The 13963-nt window shown below is 65.2% G+C and carries 12 protein-coding genes and 2 tRNA genes; 3 read left to right on the forward strand and 11 right to left on the reverse strand.

The window, feature by feature from the left end; all coding sequences use genetic code 11:
• Nucleotides 1-139 precede the first annotated feature (139 nt).
• The 3 genes from BLIN9172_RS10835 to BLIN9172_RS10845 form a co-directional block, all read right to left on the reverse strand.
• Entirely contained in the window at nucleotides 140-577 is a 438-nt protein-coding gene (locus BLIN9172_RS10835) for a hypothetical protein (protein WP_240812053.1), read from the reverse strand.
• Between the two features lie 123 nt (nucleotides 578-700).
• Entirely contained in the window at nucleotides 701-1501 is an 801-nt protein-coding gene (locus BLIN9172_RS10840; RefSeq protein WP_101555098.1) for a family 1 encapsulin nanocompartment shell protein, read from the reverse strand.
• Nucleotides 1498-2601, reverse strand: a complete 1104-nt coding sequence (locus BLIN9172_RS10845) for a Dyp-type peroxidase (RefSeq protein WP_101555111.1) — start codon at nucleotides 2599-2601, stop codon at nucleotides 1498-1500. Before BLIN9172_RS10845 ends, BLIN9172_RS10840 begins: the two co-directional genes overlap by 4 nt.
• A 219-nt stretch (nucleotides 2602-2820) precedes the next feature.
• On the opposite strand from BLIN9172_RS10845, the gene BLIN9172_RS10850 reads away from it, so the two are divergent.
• A complete protein-coding gene (locus BLIN9172_RS10850) occupies nucleotides 2821-3186 on the forward strand; it encodes a DUF488 domain-containing protein (RefSeq protein WP_101555099.1) in 366 nt (121 codons plus the stop codon).
• A gap of 66 nt (nucleotides 3187-3252) precedes the next feature.
• Nucleotides 3253-3771 carry a DinB family protein gene (locus BLIN9172_RS10855; protein WP_101555100.1) on the forward strand — a complete coding sequence of 173 codons (519 nt, stop codon included), beginning with the start codon at nucleotides 3253-3255 and terminating at the stop codon, nucleotides 3769-3771.
• 137 nt (nucleotides 3772-3908) lie between these two features.
• Here BLIN9172_RS10855 and BLIN9172_RS10860 read toward each other — a convergent pair whose 3' ends face one another.
• Entirely contained in the window at nucleotides 3909-4286 is a 378-nt protein-coding gene (locus tag BLIN9172_RS10860; RefSeq protein WP_101555101.1) for a VOC family protein, read from the reverse strand.
• 114 nt (nucleotides 4287-4400) lie between these two features.
• Between BLIN9172_RS10860 and BLIN9172_RS10865 the strand changes: the two genes are divergently transcribed.
• Nucleotides 4401-5774: an aldehyde dehydrogenase family protein gene (locus BLIN9172_RS10865; protein ID WP_101555102.1), complete on the forward strand. Its 1374-nt coding sequence runs from the start codon at nucleotides 4401-4403 to the stop codon at nucleotides 5772-5774.
• A gap of 195 nt (nucleotides 5775-5969) precedes the next feature.
• On the opposite strand, the gene BLIN9172_RS10870 is transcribed toward BLIN9172_RS10865, so the two are convergent.
• The 7 genes from BLIN9172_RS10870 to BLIN9172_RS10900 all read right to left on the reverse strand — a co-directional run bounded on the left by BLIN9172_RS10870 (nucleotide 5970) and on the right by BLIN9172_RS10900 (nucleotide 13778).
• Nucleotides 5970-6644 carry a metal-dependent transcriptional regulator gene (locus tag BLIN9172_RS10870; RefSeq protein WP_101555112.1) on the reverse strand — a complete coding sequence of 225 codons (675 nt, stop codon included), beginning with the start codon at nucleotides 6642-6644 and terminating at the stop codon, nucleotides 5970-5972.
• A 10-nt stretch (nucleotides 6645-6654) separates the two neighbouring features.
• Nucleotides 6655-7965, reverse strand: coding sequence for a calcium:cation antiporter family protein (locus tag BLIN9172_RS10875; RefSeq protein ID WP_101555103.1), 1311 nt, complete (start codon nucleotides 7963-7965; stop codon nucleotides 6655-6657).
• Between the two features lie 140 nt (nucleotides 7966-8105).
• Nucleotides 8106-10727, reverse strand: coding sequence for an excinuclease ABC subunit UvrA (locus tag BLIN9172_RS10880; RefSeq protein ID WP_101555104.1), 2622 nt, complete (start codon nucleotides 10725-10727; stop codon nucleotides 8106-8108).
• 125 nt (nucleotides 10728-10852) lie between these two features.
• Entirely contained in the window at nucleotides 10853-12301 is a 1449-nt protein-coding gene (locus BLIN9172_RS10885; protein ID WP_101555113.1) for an MDR family MFS transporter, read from the reverse strand.
• A gap of 209 nt (nucleotides 12302-12510) precedes the next feature.
• A complete protein-coding gene (locus BLIN9172_RS10890; protein WP_205751045.1) occupies nucleotides 12511-13284 on the reverse strand; it encodes a potassium channel family protein in 774 nt (257 codons plus the stop codon).
• A 176-nt stretch (nucleotides 13285-13460) separates the two neighbouring features.
• Nucleotides 13461-13533, reverse strand: a tRNA-Ala gene (locus tag BLIN9172_RS10895).
• Between the two features lie 171 nt (nucleotides 13534-13704).
• Nucleotides 13705-13778, reverse strand: a tRNA-Ile gene (locus tag BLIN9172_RS10900).
• Nucleotides 13779-13963: the final 185 nt, after the last annotated feature.

A 13963-nucleotide genomic window follows, 5' to 3' on the forward strand; every position in this document is an offset into this window, starting at 1 on the left:
TCGACCCCCTGGACGGGGAATTGCCGCGATTGATTGCCATCAGCCTCTGCATCCGGGTCCCAGTGCATCCGCTCACGCCGCCGGCCAGACGGTCCGTCGATCCGAGAGCCAGACGGACCGAGGCCACGCAACGGCGCACTCAGATGCCGTAGAACTCGACGAGGTCGTCGGTGGTGACATTGGCACCGCTCGCCGCGGGAATGATGTCGGCGGCAAGGACACGTGTCGCGGCATCGCCGCTCGGATGCCCTTCGACCCGGACGAACGCCGTGTCCGTTCCGGGCTGGTCCACATAGGTTCGGATGATCGTCTCCAGGACCGCATGCAGGGAGTCAGCCACCTCGTAGGAGCTGCTGCCGGCGAGCGTGAGCACCCCGCCGATCGTGGTCCCGGCGGAGAAGCTGTCCTGGAACTGCACCTCGCCGTCCAGATGCTCCGGCATGGCTGTGACCGCGGAACGGAGGACATCGGCGACCGCGGCCGGGTCGGTCTGGGCCTGCCGAAAGCATCCGGAGAGGGCGATGCCCGCGACTCCGAGTGAGGCGGCAAAGAATCCGCGGCGTCCAAATCGTCCCATGCGGTCATTGTGGCATGGGCGAGCGCCCGGCCGCGGTCACACGACCGTCTCCGGGTCACTTACGCACCTTTTGCCATTGGGCAAGACCTGCCCGCCCCACCTCAGACGCTCATCAGCCGCTCATCAGAGGCTCAAAGGCACACTGGATTCGTCGGTCAGCGCGAGGAATCCGAAGGTCTCCTGCAGATAGAGTTCGACGGTCTCGCTGTCGTGGCTGTAGTAACCGATCGACAGGTCCTGGCCGAGGTGGAGCTCGTAGTCACCCCCGCGCGTGGAGACGAGCAGCGCCCCTTCGAGCGCGGGCGCCCAGATGATCTCTCCGGCGCCGAGCTGCCGGGAGAGGTGCTCGCGGATCGGGTAGCCGTGGTCGGTGGACTCGGAGACCTTGGTGTACTCCGCGGAGGAGAGCAACAGGCTGTAGGGCCCGTCGACTCCCACCGTGCGCAGCACACTCAGCGCCTGGGCGACGGCGTCCGCGAAGTCCTCGACGGCGTCGGGGATGGCCACTGCGGCATTCGAGCTGCCGGGAACGATTCCGCCGATCCCGGCCGCATCGAGCCCGTGGAGAATGGCCCGATCTTCAGCCATCGCGATCGTCGTGGCCGCATCCTTGACGGGCTGCCAGTCCGAGTCACCGGACCCGCGGGCCACGTCATCGATGGCCTGCCGAGTCACGGTGAATGGGGTCCGCAGCTCGATGTATTCCTGCACGATGCGCTGCTTAACCTGCAGTCCGCTCGTCTCCGACTGGACGTCTCGGATGTGGCCAGTGGTCACCGCGGAGGTCTCGAAGCCCGTGGGCCCTGCGACATCGACGATCCGGCGGCCGGCGATATTGCGTTTGAATGTCCGTCGAGCCTCCTCCTCGATCTCCGCCCAGGCCGGGCCGGGGATGGGGGCAAGCTCGCGATAGAGGTTATTCACTGGTCTCTCCTTCTCAGGCTGCCGATGCCGAGGCTGTCGTCGGCCGGTGCGGGGTCGTCGGCTGATGCGGGATTGGGTGGGTCTGTTTCCTCGACCCTCGCCGAGGCGGAGGCCGGGTCGTCGTTCTGCGCATCGGATGGCTCGGCGGCGGCGAGCTCTCCGTCGGGATCGTCGAGGAAATCCTGGGAGGGGACGAAGAAGAGGCCGCCGGTCTGCGCGGTCGAGAAGTCGAGGATCCGATCGTAGGTGCCGCGGGGGTTGCCGATGAACATGTTCTCGAGCATCTGTTCGGTCACGCTGACGTCGGCGGCGTAGCCGATGAAGTAGGTCCCGAACTCGCCGGACTCGACCGATCCGAAGACCATATTGTCACGCACAATCTTGTGCTCGGTCCCGTCTTCGTCCTCGATCGTGTTGAGGATGAGATGGGAGTTCGGCGCCTTGTCCTCGTCGGGGAACTCCATATCGGAGAGTTTGTGCCGACCGAAGGCCGCCTCCTGGTCCTCGACGCTCAGCGCCTCCCATGCGGCCATGTCGTGGGTATACTTCTGCACGATCACATAGGTGCTGCTCGCCGGGTCATCTCCACCGGTCGGCGTGAACACCGAGTCCACGGCCTCCTGATCCTCGGGGTTCTCGGTGCCGTCGACGAAGCCCATGATGTCGCGTTCGTCGAAGTAGCGGAAACCGTGCACCTCGTCGACGACGGACACGGCGTCACCGAGTTCGCCGACGAGCTGGCGGGCGAGTTCGAAGCAGAGGTCCATCCGCCGGGCCCGGATGTGGAAGAGCAGATCACCGGGGGTCGACGGCGCGGTGTGGACGTCTCCGCGCTGTTCGATGAAGGGGTGCAGCCCGGCCGGGCGCGGGGCGTCGAACATCCGGTCCCAGAGCTCGGCGCCGATGCCGGTCACGCAGCTGAGGTGATCCTCGCGAGCGCGAAAGCCCACGGACCTGACCACCCCCGCAATGTCGCCGAGGAAGTCCTTGGCCTCCGCCTCGGCGCCGGATCTCACGGTGAGGACGAGGAACACGGCGGCCGGAGCCGGCGGACCCAGCACATGCTGCGGCGTCTTTCCGTTCGGAAAGGCCTCGGTCATGACCGTCACTGCATCATCTCCTCGCGAAGTGAGTTCGCCGTCGACGTGCCCTGCATCATCACAACGGCGCTTGGCTCACCAGTATACGCTTCGAGCGCGAACATGGAATGACCGTCGAACTTGCTTCTTCTCACCGGTGCTGACCTGCGCTTCTGTCCGCTCCTTGCATCGCCGGAGACGCGTCATAGACTGAAGACGACCACAGAACGGAGGTCACTGATGGCCGCACAGAAGAACGCCCGGGTCCGCCGCATCTACGATGACCCGGAGAACTCCGACGGCACCCGCGTCCTCGTCGACCGGGTCTGGCCGCGCGGAGTCAGCAAGGACAAAGCCGAGCTCGACGACTGGGCGAAGGCCGTCGCCCCATCGACCGAACTGCGCAAGTGGTACTCCCACGACCCGGAGAAGTTCGAGGAATTCTCACGTCGATACCGAGAGGAGCTCAAAGCCGAGGAACCCGCCGAGGCGCTCGAGAGCCTGCGGGGATACGCGAAGAAGGGCAGGCTGACCCTGCTCACGGCCGCGAAGCGCGATGACATCAGCCAGGCCACGGTGCTCGCGACGATCATCAACGGTGGATGACACCGCGCCGAGGTGGGAGCCACCTCGGCGCCGGTGGGAATCCAAGCTTCAGGGAAGGACACGACCATGGACGAGATCACCCCGGATACGCGTGACTGGGCCGAGGTCATCGACGGCGGGTGCGCCGAATGCGGCTTCACCGGAGTCGAGGACGTCAGCACCGCCCCGGATGAGATCCTCTCCGCCGCCCAGTCATGGGAGGCGGTGCTCAGTCGCGCCGATGCCGGCCAGCGCGCGGATCCGCATCGGTGGTCGGCGCTCGAATACGGGGCACATATGCGCGACGTCCTCGACCTCTTCCGCGAGCGCACCCGGCTGATGATCGCCGAGGAGGGGCCCACCCTGCCGAACTTCGACGGGGATTCGGTCGCCCTCGAATCCGACTACGCCCATGCCGACCCCGCTGAGGTGTTCGCCGGCCTCCGCTCGGCCGCCCAGGGATACTCGGCGCAGCTCGCCGACGTCGCCAACGACGAATGGAATCGCACGGGATACCGGGCCGATGGTCGCGAGTTCACGATCACCTCGCTGACCAGGTACGGTCTCCACGAGGTCAAGCACCACCTCCAGGATGTGGGTGCCTGAGCCTCGGGGCTGCGCTCAGGAGAAGATGCCCCACACCACGGCCCCCACGACAGCCGCGACGAAGAGCAGCGACCACGGACTGCCGAAGTTGACCGTCCATCCGGTTCAATCCGTCCACGGACGGGCTCACCCGATGGTCACCCCTGTTCTTCCGGCTCCCACAGCTCGATCCGATTCCCTTCGGGATCGGTCACCCAGCCGAAGCGTCCGATTCCGTCCATCTGCTGGGTCTGGTCATCCACCTCGGCGCCGGCAACGCGGAGCTGCGCGATCATCGCGTCGAGGTCGGCGACACGGAAATTCAGCATCGTCTGCTGCCGATCCTGGCCTTCCGGCCGCGTCCCGAAGTAGTCGGTGTCGGCTTCGAAGAGCCCGATCACGGTCGGTCCCGCCGGCTGCTGCCACAGTCCGTGATCGCCGAAGTCGACCCCGAGTACGTCGCGGTACCACGTCGTCATCGCCTCGGGGTCGGAGGCCCGCAGGAAGTATCCGCCGATTCCAGTCACTCTCTCCATGCCCGAATCCTATTCCCGATTCCCAATCCCAGGGATGGACTCAAGTGTCGCGGAATGTCGGGAGACTGTAGTTTGTTACAGGGCACAGATCGTCAACCCGTGAAAGGACGTTCCATGAGCAAGTTCGCTGTCACCAATGCCAACACCGGCGAAGTCGAGGAGGAGTTCGCCTCCGTACCCGTCGATGAGATTCCCGCCTACATCGATCGTGCCCATGAGGCGCACCTGGCATGGAAGGAGACGCCGCTGCATGAGCGCGCGGCAATCCTGCGGAAATTCGCCGATCTCGTCGATGAGAACGCCGATGAGATGACCGACATCATCGGACGCGAGATGGGCAAGATCAAGAAGCAGGGACTCGGCGAGGTCGACAAGGTCGCCCGCACCGCCCGCTGGATGGCCGACAACGCCGCCACTCATCTGTCCACCACTCACCTGGCCGCTGCCGGCGCCGCCAGCAGCTATGTCGAGCACCAGCCGCTGGGCGTGCTGCTGGGCATCATGCCGTGGAACTTCCCATACAACCAGATCGCCCGCTTCGTGCTGCCCAACCTCATGGTCGGCAACTCGATCATGATGAAGCAGGCGTCGATCTGCCCGAAGTCCTCGCAGTACTTCGAAGACCTCCTCACCGAGGCGGGTCTGCCGAAGGGCGTGTACCAGAACATCTACCTCGACTCCTCCCACGCCGAGGAGGTCCTCAAGGACTTCCGCGTCAAGGGCTTCTCGCTCACCGGGTCGGAGGGTGCTGGTGCCTCGGTGGCTGCGATCGCCGCGAAGTACTACAAGCGCGCCGTCCTCGAACTCGGCGGCAACGATCCAGCGGTCGTCCTCGACTCGAAGGACGTGGCGTCGGTGGCACAGAAGCTCGTCGGCCTGCGCCTGGCAAACGCCGGTCAGGTCTGCACCTCGCCCAAGCGCATGATCGTCGTCGATGATCTCTACGACGAATTCCTCGCCGAGGCGGTCAAGGCCGCCGAGGCGACGAAGGTCTCGGACTTCGACGACCCCGAGGTCGGCATGGGCCCGGTCTCCTCCGAGGGTGCTCTCAACGAGATCGTCGAGATGATCGACAAGGCCGTGTCCGACGGCGCCACGCTGCACACCGGCGGCAAGAAGCTCGACCGTCCGGGCTGGTTCATGTCCCCGGCCGTGATCTCCGACATCGACCCGAAATCGGACCTCGGCTGCAACGAGCTCTTCGGACCCGCCGTCATGGTCTACCGGGCCAAGGACGAAGAGGATGCTCTGCGTCTGGCCAATGACACCGAATACGGCCTGATGAGCTCGGTGTGGACCGATGACCTGGAGAAGGGTCAGGAGTTCGGCAAGAAGATCAACGCCGGCATGACGCTGATCAACTCCCACATGGAGTCGGGACCGGAGTACCCGTTCGGCGGCATCAACCGTTCGGGCTACGGCCGCGAGAACGCCCAGTGGGCCTTCCAGGCGTTCACCAACGAACACCTCATCCGCGTGCACGCCTGATCTGTTCGCTGCCGGGCCTGAGCCCCGCGCAATAGTCGACGCCCGGTCTGCTGCAAGTCATTCGCAGCCGACCGGGCGTTGTCGTATCTGTCGCAGTTGTCGTATCTGTCGTAAGCGGACGAGGCGGGGAGACTCTCGCCCCGATGTCCGCACTGATGCCGATCTGCAGGCGTCTGACAGGCGGTCGTCCAGCCCTCAGCTGGGTCGGGGTCCGACGTGGATCGCGTCGGCGGCGTCGAGGGCGAGCTCGATGCTCTCGTCGCCGATGCTGACCGCGATCGCCGAGGCGGCCGAGCTGATCGATCTCACCTGCAGCTTCGTACCGATGACGATTCCGCGTTCGGTGAGGTACCGCAGCAGCTCGGGCGAACGGTCGGAGACGCGCACGACTTCGACCTCGACGCCCGAGACGGTCTCCCTCAGCCGCCTGCTCGGGAATTCAGCCGTATGCCCGTCGACATCGGGGATCGGGTCACCGTGCGGGCCTCGCTCCGGATTCCCCAGCGCCGCGTTCATCCGCTCGAGCACCAGGTCGGAAACCGCATGTTCGAGCCGGTCCGCCTCATCGTGGACCTGGTCCCAGGTCAGGCCCAGAGCCTCGACGAGGTAGGACTCGACGATGCGGTGGCGCCTGACGATCTCGACGGCGATCTGCCGGCCCACATCCGTGAGCACGATCTGTCCGTAGGGTTCGTAGTCGATGTAGCCGTCGCGGGCGAGCTTCTTGAGATTCGCCGAAACGGTCGAGGCGGTGACTCCCAGCTGCTCGGCCATCTCGGTGGTGGCGGGGCGACCGCCCGGGCATTCGTAGGCTTTCCAGATGAGGGTGACGTAGTCCTCGACCATGCGAGTGACAGCGGGGCGCGGCATGATCGTCATTCTACGCGCGGCGGGCACCGGGCGAATTCGGGTCGGAGGACGCCGTGGCGATCGATTCGCGGTTGGGTTCGGCCGCCTCGGTGATGTCCGACCCACCGAAATCGGCCTGAGGCCTGCGGAACGGGGCCGCGAGGGTGGGGAGGATGTCAGCCCGGTGGAGGATGAGGAAGACGATCGCCAGCACCGCCTGGATCGCGGAGAGGATGCAGCGTCCAGACGTGTCCGTGACGAAGAACTGCACCCCGAACAGAGCCGCCAGCCCGAGCGCCGGTGCCCAGTGGAAGCGCAGGGCCAGGATGATGGCAACGCCGAGGATGGTCTGCGTGGCCGTGAGTGTGAATTCCTCGATCTGGCGGCCGTCCAGGGGCAGCCCGAGGCCGCCGCCACCGGCGAAGTGGGCGATCGGCAGGGAGCCGACAAGCAGGCTCCATTGGTTGACCTTCGAGGCGATGAGCGTGCCGATGGCCGCTCCGCCCATGCCGCGCAGGGCGAACATCGCGGCGATGATGAACTCGGGCGCCTCGGAGGCCAACGGGGCGAACCACTGGACGAGGAAGTAGCTGTCGAGGCCGAGGCTCTCACCCGAGGCCACGAGCGCCTCGGCGAACGGTTCGGCAGACAGCAGGATGATCGCGGCCGAGACGACGAACATCGTGACCACCGTGGTCCGGCGGGCCTTCTTGGGCATGGCGACGATGAGGGCCGCGGCGCCGACGAACTCCTCATCGTCATCGCCTGCCACCTGGCCGGCCCGCCACAGGTAGGCCGCGAAGATGAGGACGAGGCCGATGCCGAACCACATGGGGATGCTGCCGATCAGCGGGATGGCGAAGGCGATCACGCCGAGGATGACGAGGAAGCCGATGTCCATCCGGCTGCCCGCATCCAGGCGCAGGGAATGCTGGACGGGGGACTTCGTCCGTTTGGCCAGGCGACGGGCGACGAAGAGGGCGATGATGACGACGAGCGGCCAGCCGAAGCCGAGGAGCAGACGGTTCGATCCGGTCATGTTCGCCGCCGCGAAGTGCAGGTAGTCCGGATCCGATCCGGAGCGGAACGCATAGTAGAGGTCCACGGCGTATTCGGGGAGGACCGCGATGAGGGCGAGCAGGGCGATCGCGAGGGCTCCCGAGATGTCCTTCTGCGCCGCCTCGGCTGCCCAGGCCAGCAGGAAGGCGGCAGCGACGATTGCGGCGCCGTAGGAGAGGAGCTCGAGGACCGGGGCGAGTTCGACGCCGGTGACGCGAAGCACCACTGCGGGTGCGGCGATGAGCAGGCAGATCGCGATGCGGCGAAGAATTGCTGTGGGCATGTCTCAAGACTTCCCACCGCAGATTGGGTGTGTCTACGGACAACTGAGACTTAGACGTCTCCAACAATTCTGGCAGGTCCCGGGATCGGCATGTTTCTGCGGATCTCGCAGCCTGCCGGGATCAGGGCGTGTGCCTCAGATCACCCGTGTTCGGACAGTGCTGCGGTGAGGTATTTCGCCGAAGGACCCGCACCTGCCGCGGCAACGTCAGCGGGTGCGCCTGCAGCGACGAGCCGTCCGCCGGCGTCACCGGCACCTGGGCCGAGTTCGATGACGTGATCGGCGACGGCCACGACGCGCATATCGAGTTCGACCATGACGACGGTGTTGCCGGCATCGACGAGTGACTGCAGGTGGGCGACGAGGCGGTCGGCATCGGCGCAGTGCAGTCCTGACGTGGGTTCATCGAGCACGTAGAGGGTGTCGCCGCGCCCGGAGCGCTGCAGTTCGCTCGCGAGCTTGACCCGCTGTGCTTCGCCGCCGGAGAGTTCGGTGGCGGGCTGGCCGAGACGCAGATAGCCGAGGCCGACGTCGATGAGCGCAGTCAGCGAACGGATGATGTCGAACTCGCCGGTGAAGAAGTCGTGGGCGTCTTCGACGCTCATCCCTAAGATCTCGGCGATGTTGCGTCCGCGCCACAGGATCTCGAGCGTGCTCGACTGGAAGCGGGTGCCGTGGCAGTCCGGGCACTCGGTATAGACCGACGGAAGGAAGAGCAGCTCGACCATGACGGAGCCTTCTCCTTCGCAGGTCGGGCACCGTCCGCCGGAGACGTTGAAGGAGAACCGTCCGGGTTTGTATCCGCGTTCTTTCGCCTCGGGAGTCTCGGCGAAGCGGCGGCGGACATGGTCGAACAGACCGGTGTAGGTCGCCACATTGGACCGGGGCGTCCGGCCGATGGGGTTCTGGTCGATGCTCACGACCCGACGGAATCCCGTGAGGTCTCCGGTGACGGTTCCGCGCAGCTCTTCGGTATCGTCGACGAGCAGCAGATCATCGCCCTCGGGAGCGGGGTCGTCAGTGGAGGTGGACGTTCCCAACCGGTCGCCGACGATTGCCGGCAGCGCCTGGCTGACGAGGCTGGACTTGCCCGACCCCGATACTCCGGTCACAGCGGTCAGCGCGCCGAGAGGCAGGTCGAGGCTGACATCGTGGAGGTTGTTGCGGCGGATGTTCTCCAGCCGCATCCACCCGTGGGGCTGACGTGGTTCGTGGGGTTCGAGTCCGCGGTTGCCGAATACATAGCCGCGGGTCACCGAGTCCTCGACCTCGGCAAGACCGGCAGCGGGGCCGCTGTAGAGGACGTGCCCGCCGCGTTCGCCGGCTCCGGGTCCGATGTCGACGAGCCAGTCGGCATGGCGCATGATGTCGACCGAATGTTCGACGACGAAGAGACTGTTGCCCCGCGCCTTCAGTCCGTCGAGGATGCCCATGAGTGCATCGACGTCCTGCGGGTGGAGACCGGCCGAGGGTTCGTCGAGCACATAGACGACCCCGAAGAGGTCGGAGGTCAGCTGTGTGGCCAGCCGCAGTCGCTGCAGCTCTCCACCGGAGAGCGTCGGCGTGGTCCGATCGAGCGAGAGGTACCCGAGCCCGAGATCGCTGATGGGCTTCAATCGGTCGATGAGGCCCTCGCCGAGGCGGACGAACGCGACGAGCTTCTCCGCCGAGGGATGATCGTCAACGGAGGAGTGATCCTCGGCGGCAGACTGGCGCCCAGGTGACGACGGCGCGTGATCGCCCGCGTCCATGGATGTTCTCGACTCCGCGACGGCATCGCTGAGGATCTGCATGAGTTCATGCAGCGGCAGGGCGGAGAATTCGGCGATATCGAGACCGGCGATCGTCACTGACAGTGCCTCGGGTCTGAGCTTCTTTCCCTGGCAGATCGGGCAGGGCGCAACGGTGAGGAACTCGGAGACCCGCCGCTTCATCGCAGCACTCTTCGTGTTCGCGAACGTATCGAGCACGTATTTGCGGGCTCCGACGAAGGTTCCCGAATAGGTCGGTTCGGCACCTGCTGCGATCGCTTCGCGCGCCTCGGCCAATGTCAGCCGGGAGTGGACGGGAAGGTGCGGGGTCTCCTCAGTGTAGAGGATCCAGTCGCGGTGCTCTCGCGGCAGATCCTGCCACGGAACGTCGACGTCGAAGCCGAGGGCCACGGCGGTATCGCGCAGCTGGTGGCCGTGCCAGGCGGTCGGCCAGGCAGCGATGGCGCGCTCCCGGATCGTCAGCGTCGGATCCGGGACCATCTTGTCCTCGGGCACCTCGTAGACGCGGCCGATTCCATGGCATTCGGGGCAGGCTCCTTCGACTGTATTCGTGGAGAACTCCTCGGCCAGCAGCATCGGCTGATCATCGGGGTAGTGGCCGGCACGGGAGAAGAGCATGCGCACGAGGCTGGACACCGTGGTGACGCTGCCGACGCTCGAACGTGCGCTGCGCCCGCCGCGCTGCTGCTGCAGGGCGACGGCCGGCGGCATTCCGGTGATCGAATCAACGTCGGGGACCCCTGCCTGGTCGATGAGCCTGCGGGCATACGGTGCCACGGATTCGAGGTAGCGGCGTTGGGACTCGGCAAAGAGGGTGCCGAAGGCCAAGGAGGACTTGCCCGATCCGGACACTCCGGTGAAGACGACGAGCGCATCCCGAGGCACTGTGAGATCGACGTTGCGCAGGTTGTGTTCCCTGGCACCGCGGACCCTCACGTCCGACTGGATCTCGGTCGAGGATGTCGGATCTGAGGGCACAGAGGAGGTCATGAGGCCACCGTACCAAGGTCGGGACCCCCGTTCACCTGGGCGCCCGACGACAGAACCCCTCGTTCCGGGAATTTCGGAACGAGGGGTTCGATGTGCCTCAGTCGGCCGCTGTCATGGGCCGACCGTCATTCGGCGGGGCTGGCCTCGGTTGGTTCGACCACCTCGGCGGGATAGTCTTCCTGATCCTCTGGCTTGCGGATGAAGAACGCGAGGACGACGGGGACGATCGCGATGACCGTCGCCAGCAGGAACGCGGCGTGGCCGCCGGGGGCTCCCGCCTCGGGGACGGACTTGCCGTCGGCCTGGCCGGCGTGCAATGCAGCGGAGTAGATCGAGATGAGCAGCGCGGTACCGGCGGCTCCCGCAACCTGCTGCAGGGTGTTGAGCGCGGCCGAACCGTGCGAGTACAGGTGACGGTCCAACGACCCCAGTGACGCGGAGAAGAGCGGAGTGAACGAACCCGCCAGGCCCAGGGACATGACGATCTGGATGATGATGAGCAGCCAGATCGGCGTGCCCACCCCGGCCGTCGAGTACGCGAACATCGAGGACGCGATCATGATCGTGCCGGGAACGAGCAGCGTCTTGGGTCCGCGAGCGTCATAAATCCGACCCATCACAGGGCCGAGCAGGCCCATGAGCACCGACCCCGGCAGGAGCACGAGACCCGACTGGGTGGCGCCGAGGCCGACGACGCTCTGCAGGTACAGCGGCAGCAGAGAGAAGGTGCCGAACATCGACAGTGCGACGACGGCCATGATGACGACCGAGAAGACGTAGTTGCGCGACTTGAACACGCGCAGGTCGAGCAGGGCGCGATCGCCCTTCTGCAGGACGAGCTGACGCCACACGAAGAGAGCGAGGAAGACGACTCCGCCGCCGATCGTCGCCCATGCCAGGGTGCTCGTCGATCCGCCGCCTGCCTCACCGCCGTGGCCGCCGCCGAACCGGCTGAGGCCGTAGACTATGCCGCCGAAGGCGAACACGGACAGGATGATGGAGACGATGTCGATGGGGGCGTGAGTCGACTCGCCGAGGTTGGTCATCCACTTCGCGCCGAGTGCCAGTGCGATGAGCGCGATGGGCAGGATGATTCCGAAGAGCCAGCGCCAGCCGAGCGAATCGAGGACGATGCCGGACATCGTCGGTCCGATGGCCGGGGCCAGAGAGATGACGAGACCGACTCGACCCATCATCCGACCCCGTGAGTGTGCCGGGACGACGTTCATCATCGTCGTCATCAGCAGCGGCATCATGATGCCGGTTCCCGCGGCTTGGACGATGCGTCCGATGAGAAGCAGGACGAACCCCTGCGAGACGAGGCAGATGAGCGTGCCCGCAGAGAACAGGATCATCGCGGCCAAGAAGATCTGGCGGGTGGCGAAACGCTGCAGGAGGAAACCGGTCGTCGGAATGACGACGGCCATGGTGAGCATGAACGCGCTGGTCAGCCACTGGCCGAGCTCCGGAGGGATGCCGAGGGCCTTGTTGAGCTCGGGGATGGCGATGGCCATCGTCGTCTCATTGAGAATGGCTACGAAGGCAGCCACGAGCAGCAGCCAGATGACTCGCATGCCGGCCGGGTCGATGGTGTCGCTATGCTGTGTCTGCGCCTGTGCGGGTGAGCTGTCGCTGGACAAGACGGTGCTCCGTTCGGATGTGTCTGAGGGTCCCGGGGCGTGGGCGGAAGTCGCACGCAGATGCCGAATCGACGCGCAGACGAAAGTGTCAACAGCATCTCAGACTAACGTATTCCCGTTTCGCGCCGACAGTGGGGAGAACCCTATTCTGTCCACCGTCCGGTCCTCATCTCCTCCGAATGTCTGGTTGCTGTCGATTCGCCGCCGATCTGCTCGGCGACAACGTCGAGACTGCGGGTGAGTTCGCTGATCCTGTCCTCGAGTCGGCGAACGTGGGCGACCGTCGCCGCTTGGTTCTCGTCGACGTTCGTCGAGACCTTCTCAACGATCCATGAGGCGAGCGTTCCCGTGACGACACCGAGCAGCGCGATGCCTCCGAGCATGAGGCACACCGCCAGCGTCCTTCCCACTCCGGTGACAGGTGTCATATCGCCGTAGCCGACAGTCGTGATGGTCACGAACGACCACCAGATGGCGTCTCCCATCGTGTTGATCGCAGAGTCCGTGTGCCGTTCGGCATCGAGCACGGCCAGCGAGGCGGCATAGACGAGCAGCGCCGAAGCCGAGGCGGTGTAGATGAGGATCCGGCCACGAACCGCAGTCCCGATCGTCCGATTGAGAACGTGCAGAACGGTAATCGCTCTGAGCACGCGCAGGGGACGCAGCAGCGGGAGGACGATGACGACGAGTTCGAAGAGGTGATGGACGAACCACTCCCACCGTCGCTGCGCGAGGATGAGATTGACGGCGTAGTCGACGATGAAGACGAGCCAGGAGGCGAACACTATCCCGTAGGCGATGTCTCCGGCTCGCCCGGTCGGCTCTCCGATGACCTGCCAGCTGTACGCGGCGAGAAAGATCACCGCCGTGGTGATGAGCGGCCATTCCATGATGTCCTGCCAACGTTGCGATGTCACGCGTCGACTCTAGCAGTGCCTTCCGGACATCGACGATGACACGTTCCATGACCGATGAGCCGGCGTTCTCTGCCGACCCTTCGGTACCGCTCATAGCCGGCGCAGACGACGAAGGCTCCGAACCGCAATCGGTTCGGAGCCTTCGTTCTACGAGTGCTGTCTCAAAACTACTCGAGTGGAGGTAAGGGGACTCGAACCCCTAACCCTCTGCTTGCAAAGCAGATGCGCTACCAATTGCGCCATACCCCCGAAATGGGTTCACACCCTCACACCGAGTCGGTGTGTTCGGACCATTCGGCCTGGGCACCCTGGTTGCGGTGCCGCCACCCGAAGAACACTCCCAGTCCCACTACAGTGAGACCGCTGAGAATCCATCTTCTCATGATCCTCCTCGAAAGGAAATCCTGTTGTGACAGGACGTGGGCCTACCTGGACTTGAACCAGGGACCTCTTCGTTATCAGCGAAGCGCTCTAACCGCCTGAGCTATAGGCCCTTATCGGGTGAACCCGAAGTAAAACAATACCCATCGACCGCAGCCAAACACAAATCGGCGACGTGCCTCAGCTATTTTGAGCGCGTAGAACCTGGTGGTGCCTCAAGCACTTTGAGCGCGAACTCCCAACAAACGGGAGCAGGCTTGCCCTATGGAAGGCAAGATCCCGATGACCGCCAGACGCC

It is taken from the genome of Brevibacterium linens ATCC 9172, assembly GCF_900169165.1.
Lineage (GTDB): Bacteria > Actinomycetota > Actinomycetes > Actinomycetales > Brevibacteriaceae > Brevibacterium > Brevibacterium linens.

What these genes read in the sequence shown, in the direction of transcription:
- BLIN9172_RS10835 (WP_240812053.1), bottom strand. Translation starts at nt 577, where the DNA reads ATGGGACGATTTGGACGCCGCGGATTCTTTGCCGCCTCACTCGGAGTC.
- BLIN9172_RS10845 (WP_101555111.1), bottom strand. Translation starts at nt 2,601, where the DNA reads ATGACCGAGGCCTTTCCGAACGGAAAGACGCCGCAGCATGTGCTGGGT.
- BLIN9172_RS10850 (WP_101555099.1), top strand. Translation starts at nt 2,821, where the DNA reads ATGGCCGCACAGAAGAACGCCCGGGTCCGCCGCATCTACGATGACCCG.
- BLIN9172_RS10855 (WP_101555100.1), top strand. Translation starts at nt 3,253, where the DNA reads ATGGACGAGATCACCCCGGATACGCGTGACTGGGCCGAGGTCATCGAC.
- BLIN9172_RS10860 (WP_101555101.1), bottom strand. Translation starts at nt 4,286, where the DNA reads ATGGAGAGAGTGACTGGAATCGGCGGATACTTCCTGCGGGCCTCCGAC.
- BLIN9172_RS10865 (WP_101555102.1), top strand. Translation starts at nt 4,401, where the DNA reads ATGAGCAAGTTCGCTGTCACCAATGCCAACACCGGCGAAGTCGAGGAG.
- BLIN9172_RS10870 (WP_101555112.1), bottom strand. Translation starts at nt 6,644, where the DNA reads ATGCCGCGCCCCGCTGTCACTCGCATGGTCGAGGACTACGTCACCCTC.
- BLIN9172_RS10875 (WP_101555103.1), bottom strand. Translation starts at nt 7,965, where the DNA reads ATGCCCACAGCAATTCTTCGCCGCATCGCGATCTGCCTGCTCATCGCC.
- BLIN9172_RS10880 (WP_101555104.1), bottom strand. Translation starts at nt 10,727, where the DNA reads ATGACCTCCTCTGTGCCCTCAGATCCGACATCCTCGACCGAGATCCAG.
- BLIN9172_RS10885 (WP_101555113.1), bottom strand. Translation starts at nt 12,301, where the DNA reads ATGCGAGTCATCTGGCTGCTGCTCGTGGCTGCCTTCGTAGCCATTCTC.